We start from the raw sequence: 18,985 nt of genomic DNA, 5'->3' as shown, positions 1-18,985 counted from the left end.
AAGCACGCGCCCGCGCGGTCCATTCCCGCGTGACGGGTCGGGTCAGACGTCGAGGGCCCGGCGCGCGGCGGCGACCACCTCGGCGTCGGTGACGAAGTGCGCCGAACCGTCGTCCGCGCCGCCCATCGGCACGCCCGCGTGGGCGCTGTCGGCGGCGGGTCGCTTCGCCGAGAGGTGCACGGCGGCGGCTCCCGTCGCGACCAGGGCGCGGACGTCGGCCGGGGTGACACCGGCGCCCGCCATGACCTGCACGGGCCCCGCGGCGTCGACCATGCGCGTGATGGTCGCGGCACCGGCCACCGCGGTGGGCGCGGCCCCCGAGGTCAGCACCCGGGTGAACCCGAGGTCGGCGAGGGTGGCCGCGGCGGCGACGGGGTCCGCCGCGTGGTCGATCGCCCGGTGCAGGGTGACCTCGGCGGTCGCGCTGACCGAGCGTGCGGCGTCGACGAAGCGCCGGAGGGCGTCCTCGTCGAGCGTGCCGTCCGGACGCAGGGCACCGACCACGACGCCCGCTGCCCCGGAGCGCAGGACCGTGCGGACCTCGCGCACCATGAGCTCGACCTCGTCGGGGGTGTGCACGAAGCCGCCGGGACGGCAGCGGACGAGGGCGTGCGCGGGGATGCCGGTCTCGTGGGTCGTCTCGACGAGCGCCTGGGACGGCGTGAGGCCACCGAGCTCGAGCCCGACGCAGAGCTCGACACGGTCGGCGCCGCCGTCCCGTGCGACGATCGCGCCGGCGGGTGAGGTGACGGCGATCTCGAGGGCGACGGGGGCGGCGGTGGTCACGCGATGGCTCCGAGCGGTTCGTTCGACGGCGGGATGATCCGGGCGCCGAGGTCCGGCGCTGACGGGAACAATCGATCGTAGGGGAACATCGGCCGGACGATCCTGTGGTGCCCGAGCCGCTCGAGGTCCTGGTCGACCCCGCCCGGCGTCAGCGCGAGCATCCAGTCGGCAGCCATGTCGAAGAGCTCCGGCTCGAGGTACCCGATCTTCACGATCACCACGTCGGCGTCCCGCGGGGCGAGGTCGAGGTCGGTGAAGTCGTGCTCGTGGTGGTACGGCTTGCGGAGCTTCGTCAGGATCGCGAACACACTGCCGACCTGCAGCACCACCTCGGTCTCGGCGTCGCGGTCACCGTGCTTGATCGCGTGCACGCGGCCGGTCATCGTGATCGGCCCGGCGTGGACGGCGTCGACCGACGCCCCCGCCGTCACGGTGACCGTCGCGCCGACGCCGGCCTCCACCGCCGCCGCGACGGCCGCGGGGCCGGGAACGCTCGCGTAGATCACCGTCGGGCCGTCGGGCTCCGCGAAGGCCGGGTTCGCCAGCACCTGCGTGAGCCCCCACGTCATGTCGCCCGAGCCGCCGGCGGTCGGGTTGTCGCCGGAGTCGGACACGAAGAACGGCCTCGCGGCGCCCGGTGCGAGCGCAGCGGCGAGACACTCGTCGAACGTGCCGGTCGGTGCGACGAACACGAAGTCCTCACGCACGTCCCAGAAGGCCCGCGCGAGTCGTTCGGCACCCGCGGCGACGGCGTCGGCGTCCCAGCCCGTGACCACGGTGACCGCGCGGTCGCGGGGCTGGTCCGCCCAGGCGTAACCGACCCAGATCGCCGCGTCGAGCACGCCCTCGGTCTGTTCGACGAGCGGCACCTGCGCGTACAGCGACGCCGCGGGCTCGAGGCGCGTCGAGGTCTGCTCGCCGGGCAGGAGCACGGGGATCGGCACCCAGGCCTTCACCGGGCGCTGCTGCCCGACCGGTCGGGTGGTGAGCACGTCGACCAGGTTCCGGACGGCGCGCTCCTTCGTCTCGAGGGCGTCCTCGTGCGGGGCCATCCGGTAGCAGGTGACGAGGTCCACCTGGTGCGCGAGCTCCGCCGTGACGTTGCCGTGCAGGTCCATCGACGCCGACACGATGACATCGGGACCGATCACCGCGCGGATGCGGCCGAGCAGGTCGGCCTCGGCGTCGTCCAGGCCCTCGACCACCATCGCGCCGTGGATGTCGTACCAGAGCCCGTCGACGTGCTCGGCCTCGACGATCGCTTCCAGCCGCGAGACGATCTCCGCCGCGAGCGACTCGTACGAGTCACGGTCCACGATCCCGCCCGGCAGCGCGTGCCCGATGAGCGCCCCGCGGAAGTCGGCGTGCGCCGACAGCGGCCCGAGGAAGTCGTAGCGGGCCACGACCTCGTCCCCGCGGTCCGGGTGGAACGCCGGTGCGTGGGTGCGCGTCGGCGTGAACGTCGAGGTCTCGATGGCGAGACCGGCGATCGCGATGACCGGGCGGTGGGTGGCGGGTGCGGTGGACACGGGCTCAGACACGGACGTTCCTGTTCCTGGTGGTGGACTGGGGGATGGGCGCGGACAGTTCCTCGAGCGACGCGGCGAGACCTCGCTGCAGGGCGAACTGACCGGCCCCGACGAGCCCCGCGTCCGCGCCGAGCGAGACCGGCTCGATGACGAGGTGCTGCGTCATGAGCGGGTGGCAGCTCTCGTACAGCTGGCTCCGCACGGCGGCGATGAACGGGTCGAGGGTGGAGAGGATGCCGCCGAGGTACACGGCGTCCGGGTTGAAGAAGTTGACGTTCGCGGCGAGCACCTCGCCGAGGTACCGGCCCGCGAGCCGCACGGCCCGGGTCGCCTCGGGGTGGGCGTCCGAGGCCAGGCGGACCACGTCGGCGGTCGAGGAGACGTCGACCCCGGCGTCCGACAGGATCCGCACCAGAGCGGCTCCGGACGCGACGGTCTCGAGGCACCCGGTGTTCCCGCACGAGCACGGGGTGTCCCCGGCGGCGTCGATCCGGACGTGCGTGATGTCCCCGGCCGAGCCCGTCGCCCCGCGGTACAGCCGACCGTCGATGACGATCCCGGCCCCGATCGCCGAACCGGCCTTGATCGTGATGGTCTGCCGCCGGCCCGGGTCCTGCACGGTCTGCTCGCCCGCCGCCATGCAGTTCGCGTCGTTGTCGACGACCGCCGGCAACCCGAACCGCTCGGTCAGCCACGACGCCACCGGGAACCCGTTCCACCCCGGCATCCGGCTCGGCAGGTCGACCACGCCGGCCTCGACGTCGACCGGCCCCGGCAGACTGAGGCCGACGCCCCGCAGCCCGTCGCGACCGCGCTCGTCGGCGAGCCGCTCGAGCAGGGCCGCCAGCCGCTGGAGTCCCGCGGTCGGGCCGTCGGAGAGCGCGAACGGGACGTTCGCGACGGACTCGAGCGCGCCTCCTGGCAGGACGATGCCGATGCGCGCGTGCCCGCCGCCGACGTCCGCGGCGACCGCGTACTCGTCGACGCCGCCGATGCGGAGCACCTTGCGGGGGCGGCCGCCGGTCGAGACGTCGGTGCCCTCCTCGGCGAGCAGCCCGTGCGACAGGAGCTGCGCGACCACGTGGGACACGGTCGAGGGGGCGGCGCCGAGCAGCGCGGCGATCTCCGTCCGACTGGAGGCCTGCCCGGACGCGACGAGCTCCAGGACGCGGGCGCTGAGGTCCGGCACGACTTTCTCCAATCCGGGCGGAACGCGGCGGGTGACCACCGACTGCCGCGAGCCTAACCGGCAGATCAACCGGTCCACCCTTTCGCCCGAACGGCAGAAACGAACTATTTACACGGAGATGTTTGTTTTTCCAACGGCTTTGGACATTGACTGTCCCCGTGCCGCTCGGCACGCGTGCTCCACACCCCGAACCTCCCACGCACCAGGAGACACACATGACCAAGCCCCGTCGCTGGGCGCTCCTCACCGGAGCCGCGATCGCCGTGAGCGCGCTGCTCGCCGGCTGCTCCGGGGGCGGCAACGCCTCGTCCGGCAGCAGCTCCGACACGATCGACTACGCACTGCCGGCCAACTTCACGCCGAACTGGATCCTCCCGATCGGCACCGCAGCGCACCTCAACACGAACAACGGCTCGATCGCGCAGTCGCTGTACGAGCCGCTCGTCGCCTACGACGGCTCCACCGGCAAGATCGCGTGGAACAAGGCCGGTTCGGTCGCGACGGACGCGACGTTCGCGAGCGACTCGAAGAGCGTCACGGTCACCCTCGGCGACCGGCACTGGTCCGACGGCAAGCCGATCACGAGCCGGGACGTCGAGTTCTGGTTCAACCTGATCAAGGCGAACAAGGACGAGTGGGGCTCCTACTCGAAGGGCAAGGCGCCGGACAACTGGACCTCCTTCACGGCCGACGACGACACGCACTTCACGATCACGTTCGACAAGGCGTACAACCCGGACTGGATGCTCGCCAACCAGCTGAGCCACATCATCCCGCTGCCGCAGCACGCCTGGGACAAGACGAGCGCGAGCGCGAAGGTCTCCGACGCCGACGAGACCACGTCCGGTGCGAAGCAGGTGTGGAAGTACCTCAACACCGCCGCCGGCAAGATCTCCGACTACGCCAGCGACGACCTGTGGAAGACCATCTCCGGGCCCTACGGCGTGAAGACGTTCACCACGGCGGGCAAGGTCACCCTGACGGCGAACACGAAGTACGACGGCGGCGAGAAGCCCTCGATCACGACGGTCAACCTGCTGCCGTTCACCACGACGGACGCCGAGGTGAACGCGGTCCGCTCGGGCGAGGTCGACTACGGCTACATCAACGCCACCGACATGGACCAGAAGTCGTCCTTCACGTCGAAGGGCTACGACGTGCAGCCCTGGACCGGCTGGGCGATCACGTACATGCCGTACAACTTCAACAACCCGGACATGGGCGCCGTGTTCAAGCAGCTGTACGCCCGCCAGGCCGTGCAGATGTCGATCGACCAGACCTCGCTGTCCAAGGTCGTCTTCAACGGCACCGCCACCTCGACCTACGGGCCGATCCCGCAGGCGCAGGAGTCCGACTACGTGTCGAGCACGCAGAAGGACAACCCGTACCCGTTCAGCACGAAGAAGGCCAAGGCGCTGCTCGAGTCCCACGGGTGGGCGGAGCAGGGCGGCACGATGGTCTGCACCGACCCCGGTACGTCCGACAGCCAGTGCGGCGAGGGCGTCAAGCAGGGCACGAAGTTCACCATGAACGTCCTCTCGCAGTCCGGCTCGACCGTCACCGACAACATGATGAGCGCGATCCAGTCCTCGCTCGCGAAGACCGGCATCGGCTTCACCATCAAGACCGCGCCGGTGTCGAGCGTCCTGTCGCAGACCCCGACCTGCACGAGCGACGAGGCCAGCTGCGACTGGGACCTCTCCTTCTTCGGCACCGCGGGCAGCTGGTACTTCCCGGCCTACCCGACCGGTGAGTCGCTCTTCCAGACCGGTGGTTCGGCGAACTTCGGCTCGTACTCCAACGCCGACGTGGACAAGCTCATCGACGCGACGACCACGTCGCCCGACGCCACCGCCGTGCAGGACTACAGCGCCGCGGTCGCGAAGGACCTGCCGGTGATCTGGCTGCCGAGCCCGGACTACCAGATCTCGGTCGTCAAGCAGGGGCTGACCGGGTTCGACCAGGACTCGCTCGCCAACTTCCACCCGGCCCAGTGGAAGTGGTCGAAGTAACCACCTGACACCCTCTGGAGGCGCGGCGCGGGTCCGACCCGCACCGCGCCTCCCGGGGCCCACCGCACCAATCCAGACGACGGAAGCCGCATGACCACAGCTCTCTACCTCACCAGGCGCGTCCTGCAGGCGCTCGCGGTGATCCTCATCGTCACGATCGTCGTGTTCTGCCTGCTGCACGCCCTGCCGGGCGGGCCCGCCCGCGGCGTGCTCGGCGTCTCCGCGACGCCCGCACAGATCGCCGCGTTCAACACGGCGCAGGGGCTCGACCAGCCGCTGCCCGTGCAGTACCTCCGGTTCCTCGGCCGCCTCCTCACCGGCGACCTCGGCACGTCGTACACGCTCAACGAGCCGGTCTCGCAGCTCATCACGGAGCGGCTGCCGAAGACCCTCGTCCTCACCGGGATGTCCGCGGTGCTCGGCATCGTGCTCGCGATCCCGGTCGGCATGTGGCAAGCGGTCCGTCGCAACGGCGCGGTCGACTACGCGGCCACCGCCCTGGCGTTCGTCTTCTACTCGACGCCCGCGTTCTTCCTCGGGCTCGTCCTCATCATCGTCTTCAGCCAGCAGCTGCCCTGGCTGCCGTCCCAGGCACCGAGCGGGAACACCCTCGCCGAGGTCTTCCAGGACCCGGCCGGGCTCGTGCTCCCCGTCGTCACCGGTGCCCTCGCCATGATCGCCGTCTTCAGCCGGTACATGCGGGCCTCGACGCTCGAGAACCTGCAGGAGGACTACGTCCGCACCGCCCGCGCCGGCGGTGCCTCGACCGCGGCGATCCTGCGCCGGCACGTGTTCCGGAACTCGCTCACCCCGGTGGTGGCGATGCTCGGGTACTACCTGCCGGTGCTGTTCGGCGGGGCGCTCGTCACGGAGCAGCTGTTCAACTACCCCGGCATGGGGCTCCTCTTCTGGAACGCCGCGCAGACCTCGGACTACCCGACGCTGCTCGGGTGCGTCCTCGTCATCTCGATCGCGACCGTGGTGGGCACGCTGCTCGCCGACGTCGCGCAGTCCTTGATCGACCCCCGAGTGAAGGCAGGCCGCGCATGACCGCACAGCTGGCACCCGAAGCCCCCGGAGCGGCGTCGCTCGTGCAGCCCGTCGCCGCCACCGGCTGGCGCCTCGCCGTCCGCCGCTTCCGCCACAACACCCTCGCGGTGATCGGCCTCGTCGTCATCGTCGTCATCGTGCTGTTCTGCTTCGTCGGCCCGTTCCTGTACCCGACCGACCAGACGCACACCCAGCTCTCCCAGGCGAACCTCGCCCCCGGCGCCGCGCACCTGCTCGGCACCGACGCCGTCGGGCACGACGTGCTCGGCCGGCTGATGTTCGGCGGCAAGGTGTCGCTCATGGTGGGCATCGCCGCCGGCGTCCTCGCCACCGTCGTCGGCACCCTCTGGGGCTCGATCGCCGGGTACGTCGGCGGCTGGGTCGACGCGGTGATGATGCGCGTGGTCGACGCCGGCATCGCGATCCCGGCGCTCTTCATCCTGCTCGTCATCTCGGCGATCACGACGCCCGGTGTGTGGGGACTCATCGTGATCCTCGGCTTCGTGTCGTGGCTCGTGCCCTCCCGGCTCATCCGCGCCGAGACGCTGACGCTGAAGAACCGCGACTACGTGCTGACCCTCCGCGCGATCGGCGGGTCGCACGCCCGCGCGATCGGCCGCCACCTGCTGCCGAACTCGGTGTCCACGATCGTCGTCGCCGCCACGTTCCAGGTCGCCGACGCGATCCTCCTCGTCGCCTACGTCTCGTACCTCGGGCTGGGCGTGCAGGCACCCGCGACGGACTGGGGTGGCATGCTCTCGGCAGGACTCACCGCCGCCTACTCGGGGCGGTGGTGGCTCATCGTGCCACCGGGTCTCGCCGTGATCCTGGTCGTCTGCGCGTTCAACGCCGTGGGCGACGGGCTCCGGGACGCCTTCGACGTGAGGGGCCGTTGATGTCCATCCTGACCACCACCGACCTCGGGGTCTCCTTCAGCACGGAGTCCGGCACGGTCGACGCCGTCCGCGGGGTCTCCCTGCACGTCGAACCCGGTGAGACGCTCGCGCTCGTCGGGGAGTCCGGTTCCGGCAAGTCCACCGTCGCCCTCGCCGCGATGGGGCTGCTGTCCGGCAACGCCACCGCCACCGGCAGCGCGGTCGTCGACGGCCACGAGATCGTCGGTGCCGCCGAGCCCGCCCTGCGGTCGCTCCGCGGCAGCACCGTCTCGATGGTCTTCCAGGAGCCCGCGACCGCCCTCGACCCCCTCACCCGCGTCGGGGCGCAGATCGCTGAGGTCATCCGGAACCACGGCGCCGTCTCGGCAGCGGACGCCGCGGCACGGGCCGTCGACCTGCTCGACCGGGTCGGCATCCCCTCGCCCGCGCAGCGTGCCAGGGCGTTCCCGTTCCAGCTGTCCGGCGGCCAGCGGCAGCGCGTGGTCATCGCGATGGCGATCGCGAACTCGCCGAAGCTCCTCATCGCCGACGAGCCGACGACGGCCCTCGACGTCACCGTGCAGGCGGAGATCCTCGAGCTGCTGCGTCGCCTGGCGGCGGACACCGGCACGGGAGTCCTGCTCGTCACCCACAACATGGGCGTCGTCGCGGACTTCGCGGACCGGGTCGCGGTCATGTTGCAGGGGTCGATCGTCGAGACGGGCTCCGTCGAGGACGTCCTGCTCCGGCCGCAGCACGAGTACACGAAGCGGTTGCTCGCGGCGGTGCCGCGGCTGGCCGTGGCCGAGGCCGGTGCTGCCGTCGCGTCCGGTGCGTCCGGCGTGGCCGTCACGTCCGGCGCGGCCGTCGCGTCGGGTGCGTCCGGTGCGTCCGTCGCGGACGGTTCGGACGGTTCGGACGGTTCGGACGGGAGGCGCGGCGCGGCCCCGGTGGTCGACCTGCGGGATGTCTCGGTGACGTTCGGGCGCGGGGCGCGCGCCGTCCACGCGCTGCAGGGCATCGACATCGCCGTGCACGCCGGCGAGACCGTCGGCCTGGTCGGGGAGTCCGGTTCCGGCAAGTCCACCGCGGCCCGGGTCGCGCTCGGCCTCGTCAAGCCGACGTCCGGCAGCGTGCACCTGTTCGGCTCCGACCTGCGCACGGCTCGTGGTCGCGACCGCCGAGCGCTCCGGTCGGGCATCGGCGTCGTGCTGCAGGACCCGGTGGCATCGCTCGACGCCCGGATGTCGGTCGCCGAGTGCATCGCCGAACCGCTCGCCGTGCACCGCCGCGGCATGTCCTCCGCCGACCGTCGGAAGCGCATCGACGAGGTCCTCGACGCCGTCCGGCTGCCCCGGACCCTGGCGTCGCGTGCACCCCGGGAGCTCTCGGGCGGGCAGCGGCAGCGCGTGTCCCTCGCCCGGGCGCTCGTGCTCTCGCCGCGGTTGCTCGTCGCTGACGAACCGACCAGTGCGCTCGACGTCAGCGTGCAGGAGACGGTGCTCGAGGTACTCCGCGAGCTGCAGGACGACCTCGGGTTCGCGTGCCTGTTCGTCTCGCACGACCTCGCCGTCGTGCAGCAGTTCGCCGAGCGGGTCGTCGTGATGCGCCAGGGCGTCGTCGAGGAGCAGGGCACGACCGGTGCCACCCTCATGCACCCGACCACCGACTACACCCGACGGCTGCTCGCCGCCGTGCCCGTCCCCGACCCGGTGGTGCAGCGGCAACGCCGGGTCGAGCGACTCGCGACCCTCGGGGCGGTGACCGCGTGAGCGAGGTCGTCGCCGGCGTCGACGTCGGCGGGACGAACACGAAGGTGGTCCTCGCGACCCCGGCGCTCGAGGTGATCGACCGCATCGACCTGCCGACGCCCGCCCACGCGGGTGGCGCCGCGATCGTGACGGCCGCCCTCGGTGCCGTGACGGACCTGCTCGACCGGCACCGCGCCTCCGTGACCGGTGTCGGGGTGGGCGCTGCCGGCGTCGTCGACGCGAGCACTGGGACGGTGCTCGTGACGGGCAACTCGTTCACCGGCTGGGCTGGTTACGGCGTGACGGACGCGGTCACGTCGGCCCTCGGCGTCCCTGCGACGCTCGACAACGACGTGAACGCGTTCCTGCTCGGCGAGGTCGCCGCCGGTGCCGTGGCGGGGGAGCCGGACGTGCTCGGCATGACGCTCGGGACCGGGGTCGGCGGTGCGCTCGTGCTCGGCGGCTCGCTGTTCGCCGGGCCCCGCGGTGCGGCGGGCGAGATCGGCCACGTCCCGGGCTTCGGCGACGCGGTGTGCACCTGCGGGCAGGTCGGCCACCTCGAGACCATCGCCGGGGCGCGCGGCATCGCCGACCGCTACGCCGAACGGACCGGGCGCCGGGCCACCGTCCGCGAGGTCGCCGACGCCGCACGCGCCGGGGACCCCGACGCCGCCGCGGTGTTCGAGACCGCCGGCTGGGGGCTGGCGCGTGCTGCCCTGCTGACGGCGGGGATCCTCGACGTGACGACCATCGTCATCGGCGGGGGGATCGCGCGGTCATGGGACCTGCTCGAGCCGGCCATCAGCGCCGCCATCGCGCTGGAGCCCCCGGTGAGCGGGGCGCCGATCCGGCTGGCCCTGTCGTCGCTGGGGTCCGACGCCGTGGCGCTCGGGGCCGCTGCGCAGGTGCGGGACCTGGTGCTCGGGAGTGCGCCCGCGCGCTGAGGCGACCGCTTCCCGGAACGACGAGGAGCCGGCCTGGACCACCTGATCGCGTGGCCCAGACCGGCTCCGGTCGTGGGTGCTGTCGGCGGGAGGACCGCCGACGGCCGGGTCAGACCCGACGGGCCCCGACGCGGGGGAGCAGCAGCCCGAGCACGATCATCGCGACGGCGAGCACCAGGTGCAGGACGTTGTCGGCGCTGTTGAGCGGCACGAAGTTCGCCGGGTCGGCCATGCCGGCGGTGAACAGGCCGTAGACGAACAGGACCGCGTAGACGATCCCGCCGACGAGCAGGTAGAGCCGGGCGCCGCGGGCGCTGCGGGCCGCGAGGAGCCCGACGACGCCGAACAGCAGGTGGACGATGTTGTGGAGCACGGACACCTGGAACGTGCCGAGCAGGAGTGCCATCGAGCCGTGGCCGGCCACCGACATCGTGCCCATGTCCATCGTGAGACCGGGGATGAACCCGGCGATGCCGACGATGAGGAAGACGATCCCGAAGACCAGGGCGCCCTTCTGTGTCCAGGTGGAGCCGTTGGCGGTGCGGTTCGTTGCTGCGTTGCTGGTCATGATGCGACCTCTCTCTCAACGAGGGCCGGAACGCCGGTGCGCCGGTCCGGGCGCTCATGACGCCCACAGTGCATTCGGAGCATGTGCCCGGTCGGTTTGCAGGTACTTCGCGACCCACACATCCGCGCGCTGGCCGTGCCTGGGGCCTGAGCCGTCGCGGAGGGGACGCCGGGCATCGTGGAGCGCATGAGCCAGTACGACAAGCGCGATCCCAAGACCCTCTACCCCGCCCCGCCGTACCCGGAGCAGGAGCAGTCGCTCCCCGGGGCCGCGTGGAAGATGGACCCGAAGCCCGACCACGGCGAGGAGAGCTACGTCGGGCTCGGTCGCCTGAAGGGCTTCCGGGGCATCGTCACCGGCGCCGACTCGGGCATCGGCCGCGCCGCCGCCATCGCACTCTCCCGCGAGGGCGCCGACCTCGTCCTCTCCTACCTGCCCGACGAGCAGGAGGACGCCGAACAGGTGCGCGACCTGCTCGAGGGCGAAGGGCGTCGTGCGGTGCTCTTCCCCGGCGACATCTCCGACGAGCAGTACTGCACCGACCTCGTCCAGAAGGCCGTCGACGAGTTCGGTGGCCTCGACACCCTCGTCATGGTCGCCGGGCGGATGGACAGCAACGACGACATCCTCACGCTCACGACCGAGCACTTCGACTCGACCTTCAAGACGAACATCTACTCGCTCTTCTGGCTGACCAAGGCCGCCGTGCCGCACCTCGAGCCGGGATCCACGATCGTCACCACCGGGTCGATCCAGGCGAGCACGCCGTCGCCGGACAAGATCGACTACGCGGTGTCGAAGGGCGCGATCAAGCTCTTCACCGAGGCCGTCGCGCAGCAGCTCGCGCCGAAGGGCATCCGCGTGAACTCGGTCGCTCCCGGACCGGTGTGGACGCCCCTCCAGCCGGGGTCCGACGACGCCGAGACCGTGGCGCACTTCGGCGAGCAGTCGCCGTTCGGCCGCCCCGGTCAGCCCGCCGAACTCGCTGCCGCGTACGTGCACCTCGTCAGCCCCGAGTCCAGCTACCAGTCCGGGTCGACGATCACCATCGCCGGCGGCACCCCGGCCTTCTAGGAGGACACGATGAGCGGGACGACACACGTGGTCCTCGTCGCCTGGGACGGCGACGCAGCCGACCGGTCGGCGCAGGCCGATGCCATCGTGCGCGAGCACCTGCCGCGGATCGACGGCGTCGAGTCCGTGCGGTCAGGCGAGAGCATCAGCACCGAGGGGCTCGAGGGCGGTTTCGACTGGATGCTCGTCGTCCGGTTCCGGGACCGCGCGGCGCTCGCCGGGTACCTGCCGCACGAGGAGCACCAGCCCGTCGCCGCGTACATCCAGGGCGCGAGCGAACGCGTGGTGGTCTTCGACGTCGAGGACTGACGTCGGGGTGGTCGTCGGGCGTGCCGATCAGCGCGACCCGACGACCGCCGTCCGCCGGGCCATGGCGTTGCCCGATGCGCGCACGAGCACGGCGATCACGAGGAAGCCGACGAGCAGTGCCGCGCAGTACAACGCGACGCCGCCGTACCCGCCGACACGGGCCGGGTTGAAGAACGGGTAGGGGTAGAACCCGACGACCGCGCCGCGGACCAGCGTGTACGCGGTGTAGACGGCGGGCACGATCGCGGCCGCCCAGACCATGGTGAACGGCTGCCGGTGGCGGGGACGGTCCACGAACCAGTCGACCACGACGGCCGCCGGGATCACCATGTGGTGCACGACGTTCACCCACGGCAGGAGTTCGCCGAGGTCGGCACCGGCCAGCAGCGTGTTGAACACGATGCCGACGAACGCCAGGTAGACGACCGCGGCGCCGCGCGCGACCTCCCACCCGCGCGACGACGGGACACCCCGCAGGAGCCGGACGGCGCCGATCACGAACACGGTGCTGGCGTAGAGGTTGCCGAGGATCGTGAAGTAGCTGAAGACGCTCACGAGGCTGAAGTCCACCCGCACGCTCAGCACGACCTGGGTGACGACTCCGGCGACGGACGCGGCCGCGAGCGCGAGGCGGACGGCAGCCAGGACGGTCGTCTTCATGGCGCCACCCTACCGATCGCCGGCACTCCCGGACGGATCGGTCACCCGACGAGCGACTGCGTCCCGAGCACGACCGCCAGCGCCAGCCGCTCGGCATCGGCACTGCCCGGCTCCGCGGTGTACGCGAGCACCGTCAGGTCATCGGTCGCGATCCTCAGGGTGTCGCAGTCGAGGGCGATCCGGCCCACCGCCGGGTGGTCCACCACCTTCCGCCGGCCGGAGCTCTGCGGCGGTGCGGTGTCGCCGGTGTCCCACAGCTCGACGAACCGTTCGCTCGCGGCACGGAGGTCCCGCACGAGCTGCCGCAGCCCGCGGTCGAGCGGGTACCGGGCGACCGTGAGCCGGAGCTCGGCGACGACCGAGGCCTCGAACGCCCGCTGCTCGGCGTCCGAGTGCACCGCCCGGCTGCCCGGTCCGACGAGGTGGCGCCACGCGGTGTTCCGCTCGTGCCCACGGAGCGCACCGACCGGCCCCATCAGCGCGTCGTACGGCCCGTTCGCGGTCAGGATCGTGCCAGCGGCGTCGAGCACCGCGACCGGGGTGTCCGACAGCCGGTCGAGCAGCCGCTGCACGCTCGGCGGGATGCGCGAGGGCACGACGTCGGCGCCCGGGGCGGCGTGCCCGGCGAGCCGGAACAGCAGCTCGCGCTCCGCGTCCGCGACCCGGAGCGAGCGGGCCAGCGCCTCGACCACCTGCGCGGACGGCGAGGTCGCCCGCCCCTGTTCGAGCCGGGTGAGGTAGTCGGCCGAGATCCCGGCGAGGGCGGCGAGCTCCTCGCGACGGAGGCCGGTCGCGCGCCGACGGCTCCCCGCGACGACGCCGACGGTGTCCGGCGCGACGTGGTCGCGCAGCCGACGGAGGGTGCGGCCGAACTCGGTGTGTTCCACGGCTCCAGTCTGCGACCCGTCGCGCCCGCTGTCCTGGGTCCAGCAGTCCTACGACAGCGGGACGGCTCCCCGAGGGCGCTCGCCGGAGCGACGCTGGGGCCATGACAACGACATTCGTCACCGGGGCCACACGCGGCCTCGGCAAGGAGACCGCCCGCCAGCTCGCCGCCGCCGGCCACACCGTGTGGATCGGCGCCCGCGACCTCGACACCGGCCACGCGGTGGCCGACGAGATCAGCAGGGGACCGAACGCGGTCCGAGCCGTGCAGCTCGACGTCACGGTCGACGCCTCGGTCGCCGCGGCGTTCGCGACCATCGGCGCTGCCGGCGGGCTCGACGTGCTGGTGAACAACGCCGGCATCGGCAAGCTCGGGCTGGACGGACCGGAGGCGCTCGAGGTGTTCGACACGAACGCCGTGAGCGTCGTCCGGACCACCGAGGCCGCGCTGCCGCTGCTGCGGTCCTCGGCCGCCCCGATCGTCGTGAACATCTCGAGCGCGCTCGGTTCGTTCGCGGCCAACCACGACCCGGAGAAGCCGGCGTCGCAGTACCAGGCGATCGTCTACGGCGCGAGCAAGGCGGCGGTGTCGATGCTCACCGTGCAGTACGCCCGTGCCGTGCCGGAGGTCCACTTCGTCGCGGTCGAGCCCGGGTACACCGCGACCGAGTTCGGGGGTGTGCCGAACCCGCACGGCCGTCCGGTCGAGGTCAGTGCGGCGACGGTCGCCGCGGCGGCCGCCGCGGGCCCCGACGGTCCGACGGGCGTCTTCCTGGAGGACGGTGCGCCGCTCGGATGGTGACCATCCGACGAACGGGAGGCGCAGGGCGGCTGCGCACCGCGCCTCCCGGCCCGCAGGTCCCTACGATGAGGACGTGGCTGACGCGACCGAACCGACCGTCCTGCTGACCGCCTTCGAACCGTTCGGCGGCGACGCCGTGAACCCCTCGTGGGAAGCCGCGCAGCGGCTCGCGGCCACGTGGGACGGACCGGCGACCCTCGTCGTCGAGCAGCTGCCGGTGGTCTTCGCCGAGGAGCGGTCGCGGCTCGCGGCGGCGATCGCGAAGCACCGTCCCGCCGTCGTCATCGCGACCGGGTTCGCTGCCGGACGGGCCGCGGTGACACCGGAGCGCGTCGCGATCAACGTCATGGACGCCCGGATGCCGGACAACGCGGGCGCGCAACCGGTGGACGAGCCGATCGACCCGTTCGGTGCCCCGGCAGCGTTCAGCGGACTGCCGATCAAGCGGATCGTCCGGGACGTCCGGGCGGCCGGTGTCCCCGCTGCGGTGTCCAACACGGCGGGGACGTTCACCTGCAACCAGGTGTTCTACGAGCTCATGTCGTTCGCCGACCGCGAGGGCTTCCGAGCCGGCTTGGTGCACGTCCCGGCGACCCCGGACATCGCCGGGGACGGCCCCTCGCTCGACCTCGACCGGATCGTCACCGCGCTCGACGCCGTGGTCCGCGCCGCGCTCGACCCGGCGCCGGACATCGTCGCCGAGGGCGGCGCGGAGTCCTGATCCGCGCCGCCCGCGTCGTCGGTCAGATGAACTGGCGGAAGTTCGTCGACGCGAGGTCGAGCAACTCGTCGCCGCGACCGGACAGCACGGTGCGGATCGCGTAGAGCGTGAAGCCCTTCGCCTGCTCGAGGGTCACCGCCGGCGGCATCGAGAGCTCCTGACGGTCGGCCTTGACCGACACGAGCGCGGGGCCGTCGTGCGCGAGGGCGGCGGCGAGCGCGTCCTCGAGCTGGTCGGACTCGTCGACGCGGAAGCCCGCGATGCCGATCGCCTCGGCGACCTTCGCGAAGTCGGGGTTCTGCAGCTCGGTGCCGTAGGTGACGAACCCGGCCGCCTTCATCTCGAGCTCGACGAAGTTCAGGGACGAGTTGTCGAACACCACGATCTTCACGGGCAGCTTGTTCTGCACGATCGTGATGAGCTCGCCGAGCAGCATCGCGAGGCCGCCGTCGCCGGCCATGGCGATGACCTGCCGGTCGGGGAACGCCGCCTGCGCACCGATCGCCTGCGGCACCGCGTTCGCCATCGTGCCGTGCACGAACGACCCGATCAGCCGCCGGTCGCCGTTCATGGTGAGGTACCGCGACGCCCACACGACGGGGGAGCCGACGTCGGGGATGAACACGGCGTCCTGGTCGGCGAGCCGGTCGAGCGCGCGCGCGACGTACTGCGGGTGCAGCGGCTTGTGCTTGCCGGCCGGCACGGCCAGGTCGTCGAGCTTCGCGCGGGTCTTCGCGTAGTGCTTGCGCGCGTCCTCGAGGTGCTTCGTGGGGTGCGACCCGGTGAGCAGCGGGATGAGGGCGAGCGCCGTGTCCTTGACGGTGCCGACCAGGCCGATGTCGACCGGGTGCCGCTTGCCGAGCTGTTCGCCGCGGATGTCGACCTGCACGTGCTTCGCCTTCGCGGGGAAGAACTGCTGGTAGGGGAAGTCGGTGCCGAGCATGAGCACCACGTCGGCGTCCTCCATCGCGCGGTACCCGGAGGCGAAGCCGAGGAGCCCGGTCATGCCGACGTCGTACGGGTTGTCCCACTCGATGTGCTCCTTGCCGCGCAGGGCGTGCACGATCGGGGCCTGCAGGCGTTCGGCGAGGGCGATGACCTCGTCGTGGGCGCCCGCGACGCCGGCGCCGGCGAGGATGGTGACCTTGTCGGCGCCGTTGAGCAGCTGCGCGGTGCGCTCCAGCTCGGCCTGTGCGGGGATGATCCGCGGCTCGGCGCGCTCGATGGTCGTGACGCGGGGCGCGACGGCCTCGGCGAGGAGCACGTCGCCCGGGATGACGAGCACGGCGACGCCGCGCTTCTCGACCGCGGCGCGCATCGCGATCTCGAGCAGGCGCGGCATCTGGGACGGGTCGGCGACGTACTCGACGTAGACCGAGCACTCGCGGAAGAGCTCCTGCGGGTGGGTCTCCTGGAAGTAGCCGGAACCGATCTCCGCCGTGGGGATGTGCGCCGCGATCGCGAGGACCGGCACGCGGGAGCGGTTCGCGTCGTAGAGGCCGTTGATCAGGTGCAGGTTGCCGGGACCGCAGCTGCCCGCACACACGGCGAGGTTCCCGGTCAGCTCGGCCTCGGCGGAGGCGGCGAACGCGGCCGCCTCCTCGTGGCGGACGTGCTCCCACCGGATCGTGCCGTCCTTGCGCAGCGCGTCGGTGAAGCCGTTGAGGGAGTCCCCGGGGAGACCGTAGACCCGTTCGACGTCGTTCTGACGGAGGGTGGCGACGATGTTCTCGGCAACGGTTGTCATGCCTTCGTGTCTAGTCCTGGCGGCTGATCCCTGCCGTTCACTGAGCGACCTCTGATCGTCCGACACCGAACTCGGGGCCGCCCGGACGCCGCACCTGCGACGATGGGCGGATGTCCGACCACGATCTCCGCCCCCGCCGACGAGCGTCCGACGAGTACGGGATCCTCGACCGGAGCCGCTACCCGCTCGCGTCGGTGGCGATCGCCGTCGTCGCCGTCGTCCTCATCACGATCGTCGGGTTCACCCTCGGCACGGTCGACCTCGGGCTCTCGAAGGCGCTCAACGGGCTGCACACCGGCGCCCTCGGGGCGTTCACGACGGCGGTCTACCACGTCATCAGTCCCGCCCCGGCGATCGGGATCACGGTCGTGGTCGTCGCGGTGATCTGGTGGCGGACCCGCGACCTCCGCCCGGCGCTGGCGTTCGGGGGCACGATCGCGATCACGTGGGTGCCGTCCGCCGTCGTCAAGGAGATCGTGCACCGGGCCCGTCCGGACGTCGCCGTGCTGCCGCACCCGTTCCCGGTGCAGCCGGACCCCGGCTACCCGAGCGGGCACACGGTCTACATCACCGCGTTCGTGATCGCGCTCATCTGGCTGCTCCGCGACACCCGGTGGCACCGCCTCGCGCTGGGGCTCGGGGTCGTGGCGATCGTCGTCGTGTTCTTCGCGGTGTCGATCGACGCCGTGCACTACCCGACGGACGCCGCCGCCTCGATCGTGTGGGCGCTCGCCGTCGCGCCGGGCGTGCGGGTGGTGTGGGTCGACTGGCTCATGCCGAAGATCCCGTTCCTGCGGCCCCGGGGCCCTGCGGCGCAGCGCGAGGTCACGCGCTGACGCCGCGCCGACCGCGCGCGGCCAGCAGCGCCACCACGGCGACCACCGCGGCCGCGAGCATCACGACCGCGAGCGGCGCCGCCGTGCCCTCGCCGCCGATGCTCACGAGCGGCGACACGAGCGCCGCGAGCCCGAACTGCAGGGCACCCAGCACCGCCGAGGCGCTCCCGGCAGCCTGCGGCACCGCCCCGAGTGCGAGCGCGGTCGCGTTGCCGAGCACGAGGCCGAGCGACCCCACGGCGGTGAACAGCGGGACGGCGAGCCAGAACACCGGTGCGGACGTGACGACGAGCAGCGCGAACGCGACGGTCGAGGCCAGCACGAGGACGATGCCGAGCGCGAGCACCCCGGTGACCGATCGGGTCGCCGTGAGCTTCGCCGAGAGGATGCTCACGCCCATCAGCGCGAGGGCGTTGCAGCCGAACGCGAGACCGTAGCCCACCGTGCCGAGCCCGAGCATGTCCTGGTACAGGAACGGTGACGCGGAGATGTACGCCATCATCACGGCGAACGCGAAGCCGAACACGGCGGTGTACCCGACGAACGTCCGGGAGCGGAGTGCCCGCAGCGGCGAGCCCGTCGCGCCGGACGCCCGTCGCTCGGCGCGCAGGGCATCGCGGCGCGAACGCAGGTGCGTCTCGCGGACCACGGCGAGCACCGCCACGAGCATGAGGACCGACAGGCCGAGCACGATGGTGAGGAGCCCGCGCCAGCCGATCGGCCCCGTCAGGAGCCCACCGAGCAGCGGCGCGACCACCGGGGCGACCCCGCCGACGATCATCATGAGCGAGAACGCCCGCGCCGCCGGCTTGCCCGTCGCGAGGTCGGAGATCACCGCGCGACCGATCACCATGCCGGCCGCGCCGCCGAGGCCCTGCAGCAGCCGGGCGACGACGAGCACACCGACGTTCGGCGCGAGCACGGCCGCGGCGCTCGCGAGCACGCACAGTGCGGCGCCGGCGAGGAGCGGCGGCACCCGGCCGAACCGGTCGGACAGCGGCCCGAAGACGAGCTGTCCTGCGGTCACGCCGACGAGGAACGCGGTGAGGGTGAGCTGCACGGTCGTCGCCGAAGCCTGCAGTTCGGTGGTCATCTGCGGGAAGGCCGGCAGGTAGAGGTCGGTCGCGAAGGGCGCGACGGCGCTCAGCAGGCCGAGCACGAGCAGCAGGCCGGTGGTGATGCCCTGCTGTCGGGTCGTGGGTGTCGCGGCGTGCGCGCGGATGGCTCCGGTGTCCGTGGTCATGATT

General features: G+C 72.1%; 18 protein-coding genes. 10 read left to right on the top strand and 8 right to left on the bottom strand.

Annotation, left to right across the window (positions count from 1 at the left end; genetic code table 11):
• Window positions 1-42: 42 nt before the first annotated feature.
• The 3 genes from ACIPKM_RS16805 to ACIPKM_RS16795 are packed head-to-tail and all read right to left on the bottom strand — an operon-like array spanning window position 43 to window position 3,504.
• The gene (locus tag ACIPKM_RS16805) at window positions 43-786 is read right to left on the bottom strand and encodes a copper homeostasis protein CutC (RefSeq protein ID WP_402737155.1); all 744 of its coding nucleotides are present in this window, start codon (window positions 784-786) and stop codon (window positions 43-45) included.
• Window positions 783-2,327 (bottom strand): M81 family metallopeptidase, encoded by a 1,545-nt coding sequence (locus ACIPKM_RS16800; protein WP_402737154.1) that lies wholly within the window; start codon window positions 2,325-2,327, stop codon window positions 783-785. Before ACIPKM_RS16800 ends, ACIPKM_RS16805 begins: the two co-directional genes overlap by 4 nt.
• On the bottom strand, window positions 2,320-3,504 hold the full coding sequence (locus tag ACIPKM_RS16795) for an ROK family protein (RefSeq protein ID WP_083295119.1): 1,185 nt from the start codon (window positions 3,502-3,504) through the stop codon (window positions 2,320-2,322). Before ACIPKM_RS16795 ends, ACIPKM_RS16800 begins: the two co-directional genes overlap by 8 nt.
• Before the next feature lie 215 nt (window positions 3,505-3,719).
• Between ACIPKM_RS16795 and ACIPKM_RS16790 the strand changes: the two genes are divergently transcribed.
• The 5 genes from ACIPKM_RS16790 (at window position 3,720) to ACIPKM_RS16770 (ending at window position 10,136) form a co-directional block, all read left to right on the top strand.
• Window positions 3,720-5,516 carry a peptide ABC transporter substrate-binding protein gene (locus tag ACIPKM_RS16790; protein WP_071303289.1) on the top strand — a complete coding sequence of 599 codons (1,797 nt, stop codon included), beginning with the start codon at window positions 3,720-3,722 and terminating at the stop codon, window positions 5,514-5,516.
• A gap of 90 nt (window positions 5,517-5,606) precedes the next feature.
• On the top strand, window positions 5,607-6,566 hold the full coding sequence (locus ACIPKM_RS16785; protein ID WP_071296453.1) for an ABC transporter permease: 960 nt from the start codon (window positions 5,607-5,609) through the stop codon (window positions 6,564-6,566).
• A complete protein-coding gene (locus ACIPKM_RS16780) occupies window positions 6,563-7,462 on the top strand; it encodes an ABC transporter permease (protein WP_071296452.1) in 900 nt (299 codons plus the stop codon). The genes ACIPKM_RS16785 and ACIPKM_RS16780 overlap by 4 nt, the downstream gene beginning before the upstream one ends.
• Window positions 7,462-9,213: a dipeptide ABC transporter ATP-binding protein gene (locus ACIPKM_RS16775; RefSeq protein WP_402737153.1), complete on the top strand. Its 1,752-nt coding sequence runs from the start codon at window positions 7,462-7,464 to the stop codon at window positions 9,211-9,213. Before ACIPKM_RS16780 ends, ACIPKM_RS16775 begins: the two co-directional genes overlap by 1 nt.
• Window positions 9,210-10,136: an ROK family protein gene (locus ACIPKM_RS16770; protein ID WP_071296450.1), complete on the top strand. Its 927-nt coding sequence runs from the start codon at window positions 9,210-9,212 to the stop codon at window positions 10,134-10,136. Before ACIPKM_RS16775 ends, ACIPKM_RS16770 begins: the two co-directional genes overlap by 4 nt.
• Before the next feature lie 109 nt (window positions 10,137-10,245).
• Here the strand turns inward: ACIPKM_RS16770 and ACIPKM_RS16765 are convergent, their stop codons facing one another.
• A complete protein-coding gene (locus ACIPKM_RS16765) occupies window positions 10,246-10,704 on the bottom strand; it encodes a DUF4383 domain-containing protein (protein WP_071296449.1) in 459 nt (152 codons plus the stop codon).
• A gap of 186 nt (window positions 10,705-10,890) precedes the next feature.
• Here ACIPKM_RS16765 and ACIPKM_RS16760 point away from each other — a divergent pair, with 186 nt between their 5' ends.
• Together ACIPKM_RS16760 and ACIPKM_RS16755 are read left to right on the top strand one after the other, a co-directional pair.
• Window positions 10,891-11,778, top strand: a complete 888-nt coding sequence (locus ACIPKM_RS16760; protein WP_071296448.1) for an SDR family oxidoreductase — start codon at window positions 10,891-10,893, stop codon at window positions 11,776-11,778.
• Between the two features lie 9 nt (window positions 11,779-11,787).
• The gene (locus ACIPKM_RS16755; protein WP_083403494.1) at window positions 11,788-12,087 is read left to right on the top strand and encodes a Dabb family protein; all 300 of its coding nucleotides are present in this window, start codon (window positions 11,788-11,790) and stop codon (window positions 12,085-12,087) included.
• 27 nt (window positions 12,088-12,114) lie between these two features.
• Here the strand turns inward: ACIPKM_RS16755 and ACIPKM_RS16750 are convergent, their stop codons facing one another.
• Both ACIPKM_RS16750 and ACIPKM_RS16745 read right to left on the bottom strand, forming a co-directional pair.
• Entirely contained in the window at window positions 12,115-12,747 is a 633-nt protein-coding gene (locus ACIPKM_RS16750; RefSeq protein ID WP_071296446.1) for a Pr6Pr family membrane protein, read from the bottom strand.
• Window positions 12,748-12,788: 41 nt separating this feature from the next.
• Entirely contained in the window at window positions 12,789-13,634 is an 846-nt protein-coding gene (locus tag ACIPKM_RS16745; protein ID WP_071296445.1) for a helix-turn-helix transcriptional regulator, read from the bottom strand.
• A 101-nt stretch (window positions 13,635-13,735) separates the two neighbouring features.
• On the opposite strand from ACIPKM_RS16745, the gene ACIPKM_RS16740 reads away from it, so the two are divergent.
• On the top strand, window positions 13,736-14,434 hold the full coding sequence (locus tag ACIPKM_RS16740) for an SDR family NAD(P)-dependent oxidoreductase (protein WP_071296444.1): 699 nt from the start codon (window positions 13,736-13,738) through the stop codon (window positions 14,432-14,434).
• Between the two features lie 73 nt (window positions 14,435-14,507).
• Entirely contained in the window at window positions 14,508-15,155 is a 648-nt protein-coding gene (gene pcp, locus ACIPKM_RS16735; RefSeq protein ID WP_402737152.1) for a pyroglutamyl-peptidase I, read from the top strand.
• A 22-nt stretch (window positions 15,156-15,177) separates the two neighbouring features.
• Here the strand turns inward: pcp and poxB are convergent, their stop codons facing one another.
• Window positions 15,178-16,902, bottom strand: a complete 1,725-nt coding sequence (gene poxB / locus ACIPKM_RS16730) for a ubiquinone-dependent pyruvate dehydrogenase (protein ID WP_071296442.1) — start codon at window positions 16,900-16,902, stop codon at window positions 15,178-15,180.
• A gap of 110 nt (window positions 16,903-17,012) precedes the next feature.
• Here poxB and ACIPKM_RS16725 point away from each other — a divergent pair, with 110 nt between their 5' ends.
• Window positions 17,013-17,738 carry a phosphatase PAP2 family protein gene (locus tag ACIPKM_RS16725; protein ID WP_402737151.1) on the top strand — a complete coding sequence of 242 codons (726 nt, stop codon included), beginning with the start codon at window positions 17,013-17,015 and terminating at the stop codon, window positions 17,736-17,738.
• On the opposite strand, the gene ACIPKM_RS16720 is transcribed toward ACIPKM_RS16725, so the two are convergent.
• On the bottom strand, window positions 17,728-18,981 hold the full coding sequence (locus ACIPKM_RS16720) for a multidrug effflux MFS transporter (RefSeq protein WP_402737150.1): 1,254 nt from the start codon (window positions 18,979-18,981) through the stop codon (window positions 17,728-17,730). The genes ACIPKM_RS16725 and ACIPKM_RS16720 overlap by 11 nt on opposite strands.
• Between the last annotated feature and the right edge of the window lie 4 nt (window positions 18,982-18,985).

This window comes from Curtobacterium sp. NPDC086286 (assembly GCF_044746255.1).
Taxonomy (GTDB): domain Bacteria; phylum Actinomycetota; class Actinomycetes; order Actinomycetales; family Microbacteriaceae; genus Curtobacterium.
This window is presented reverse-complemented; position numbering and strand designations above follow the sequence as displayed.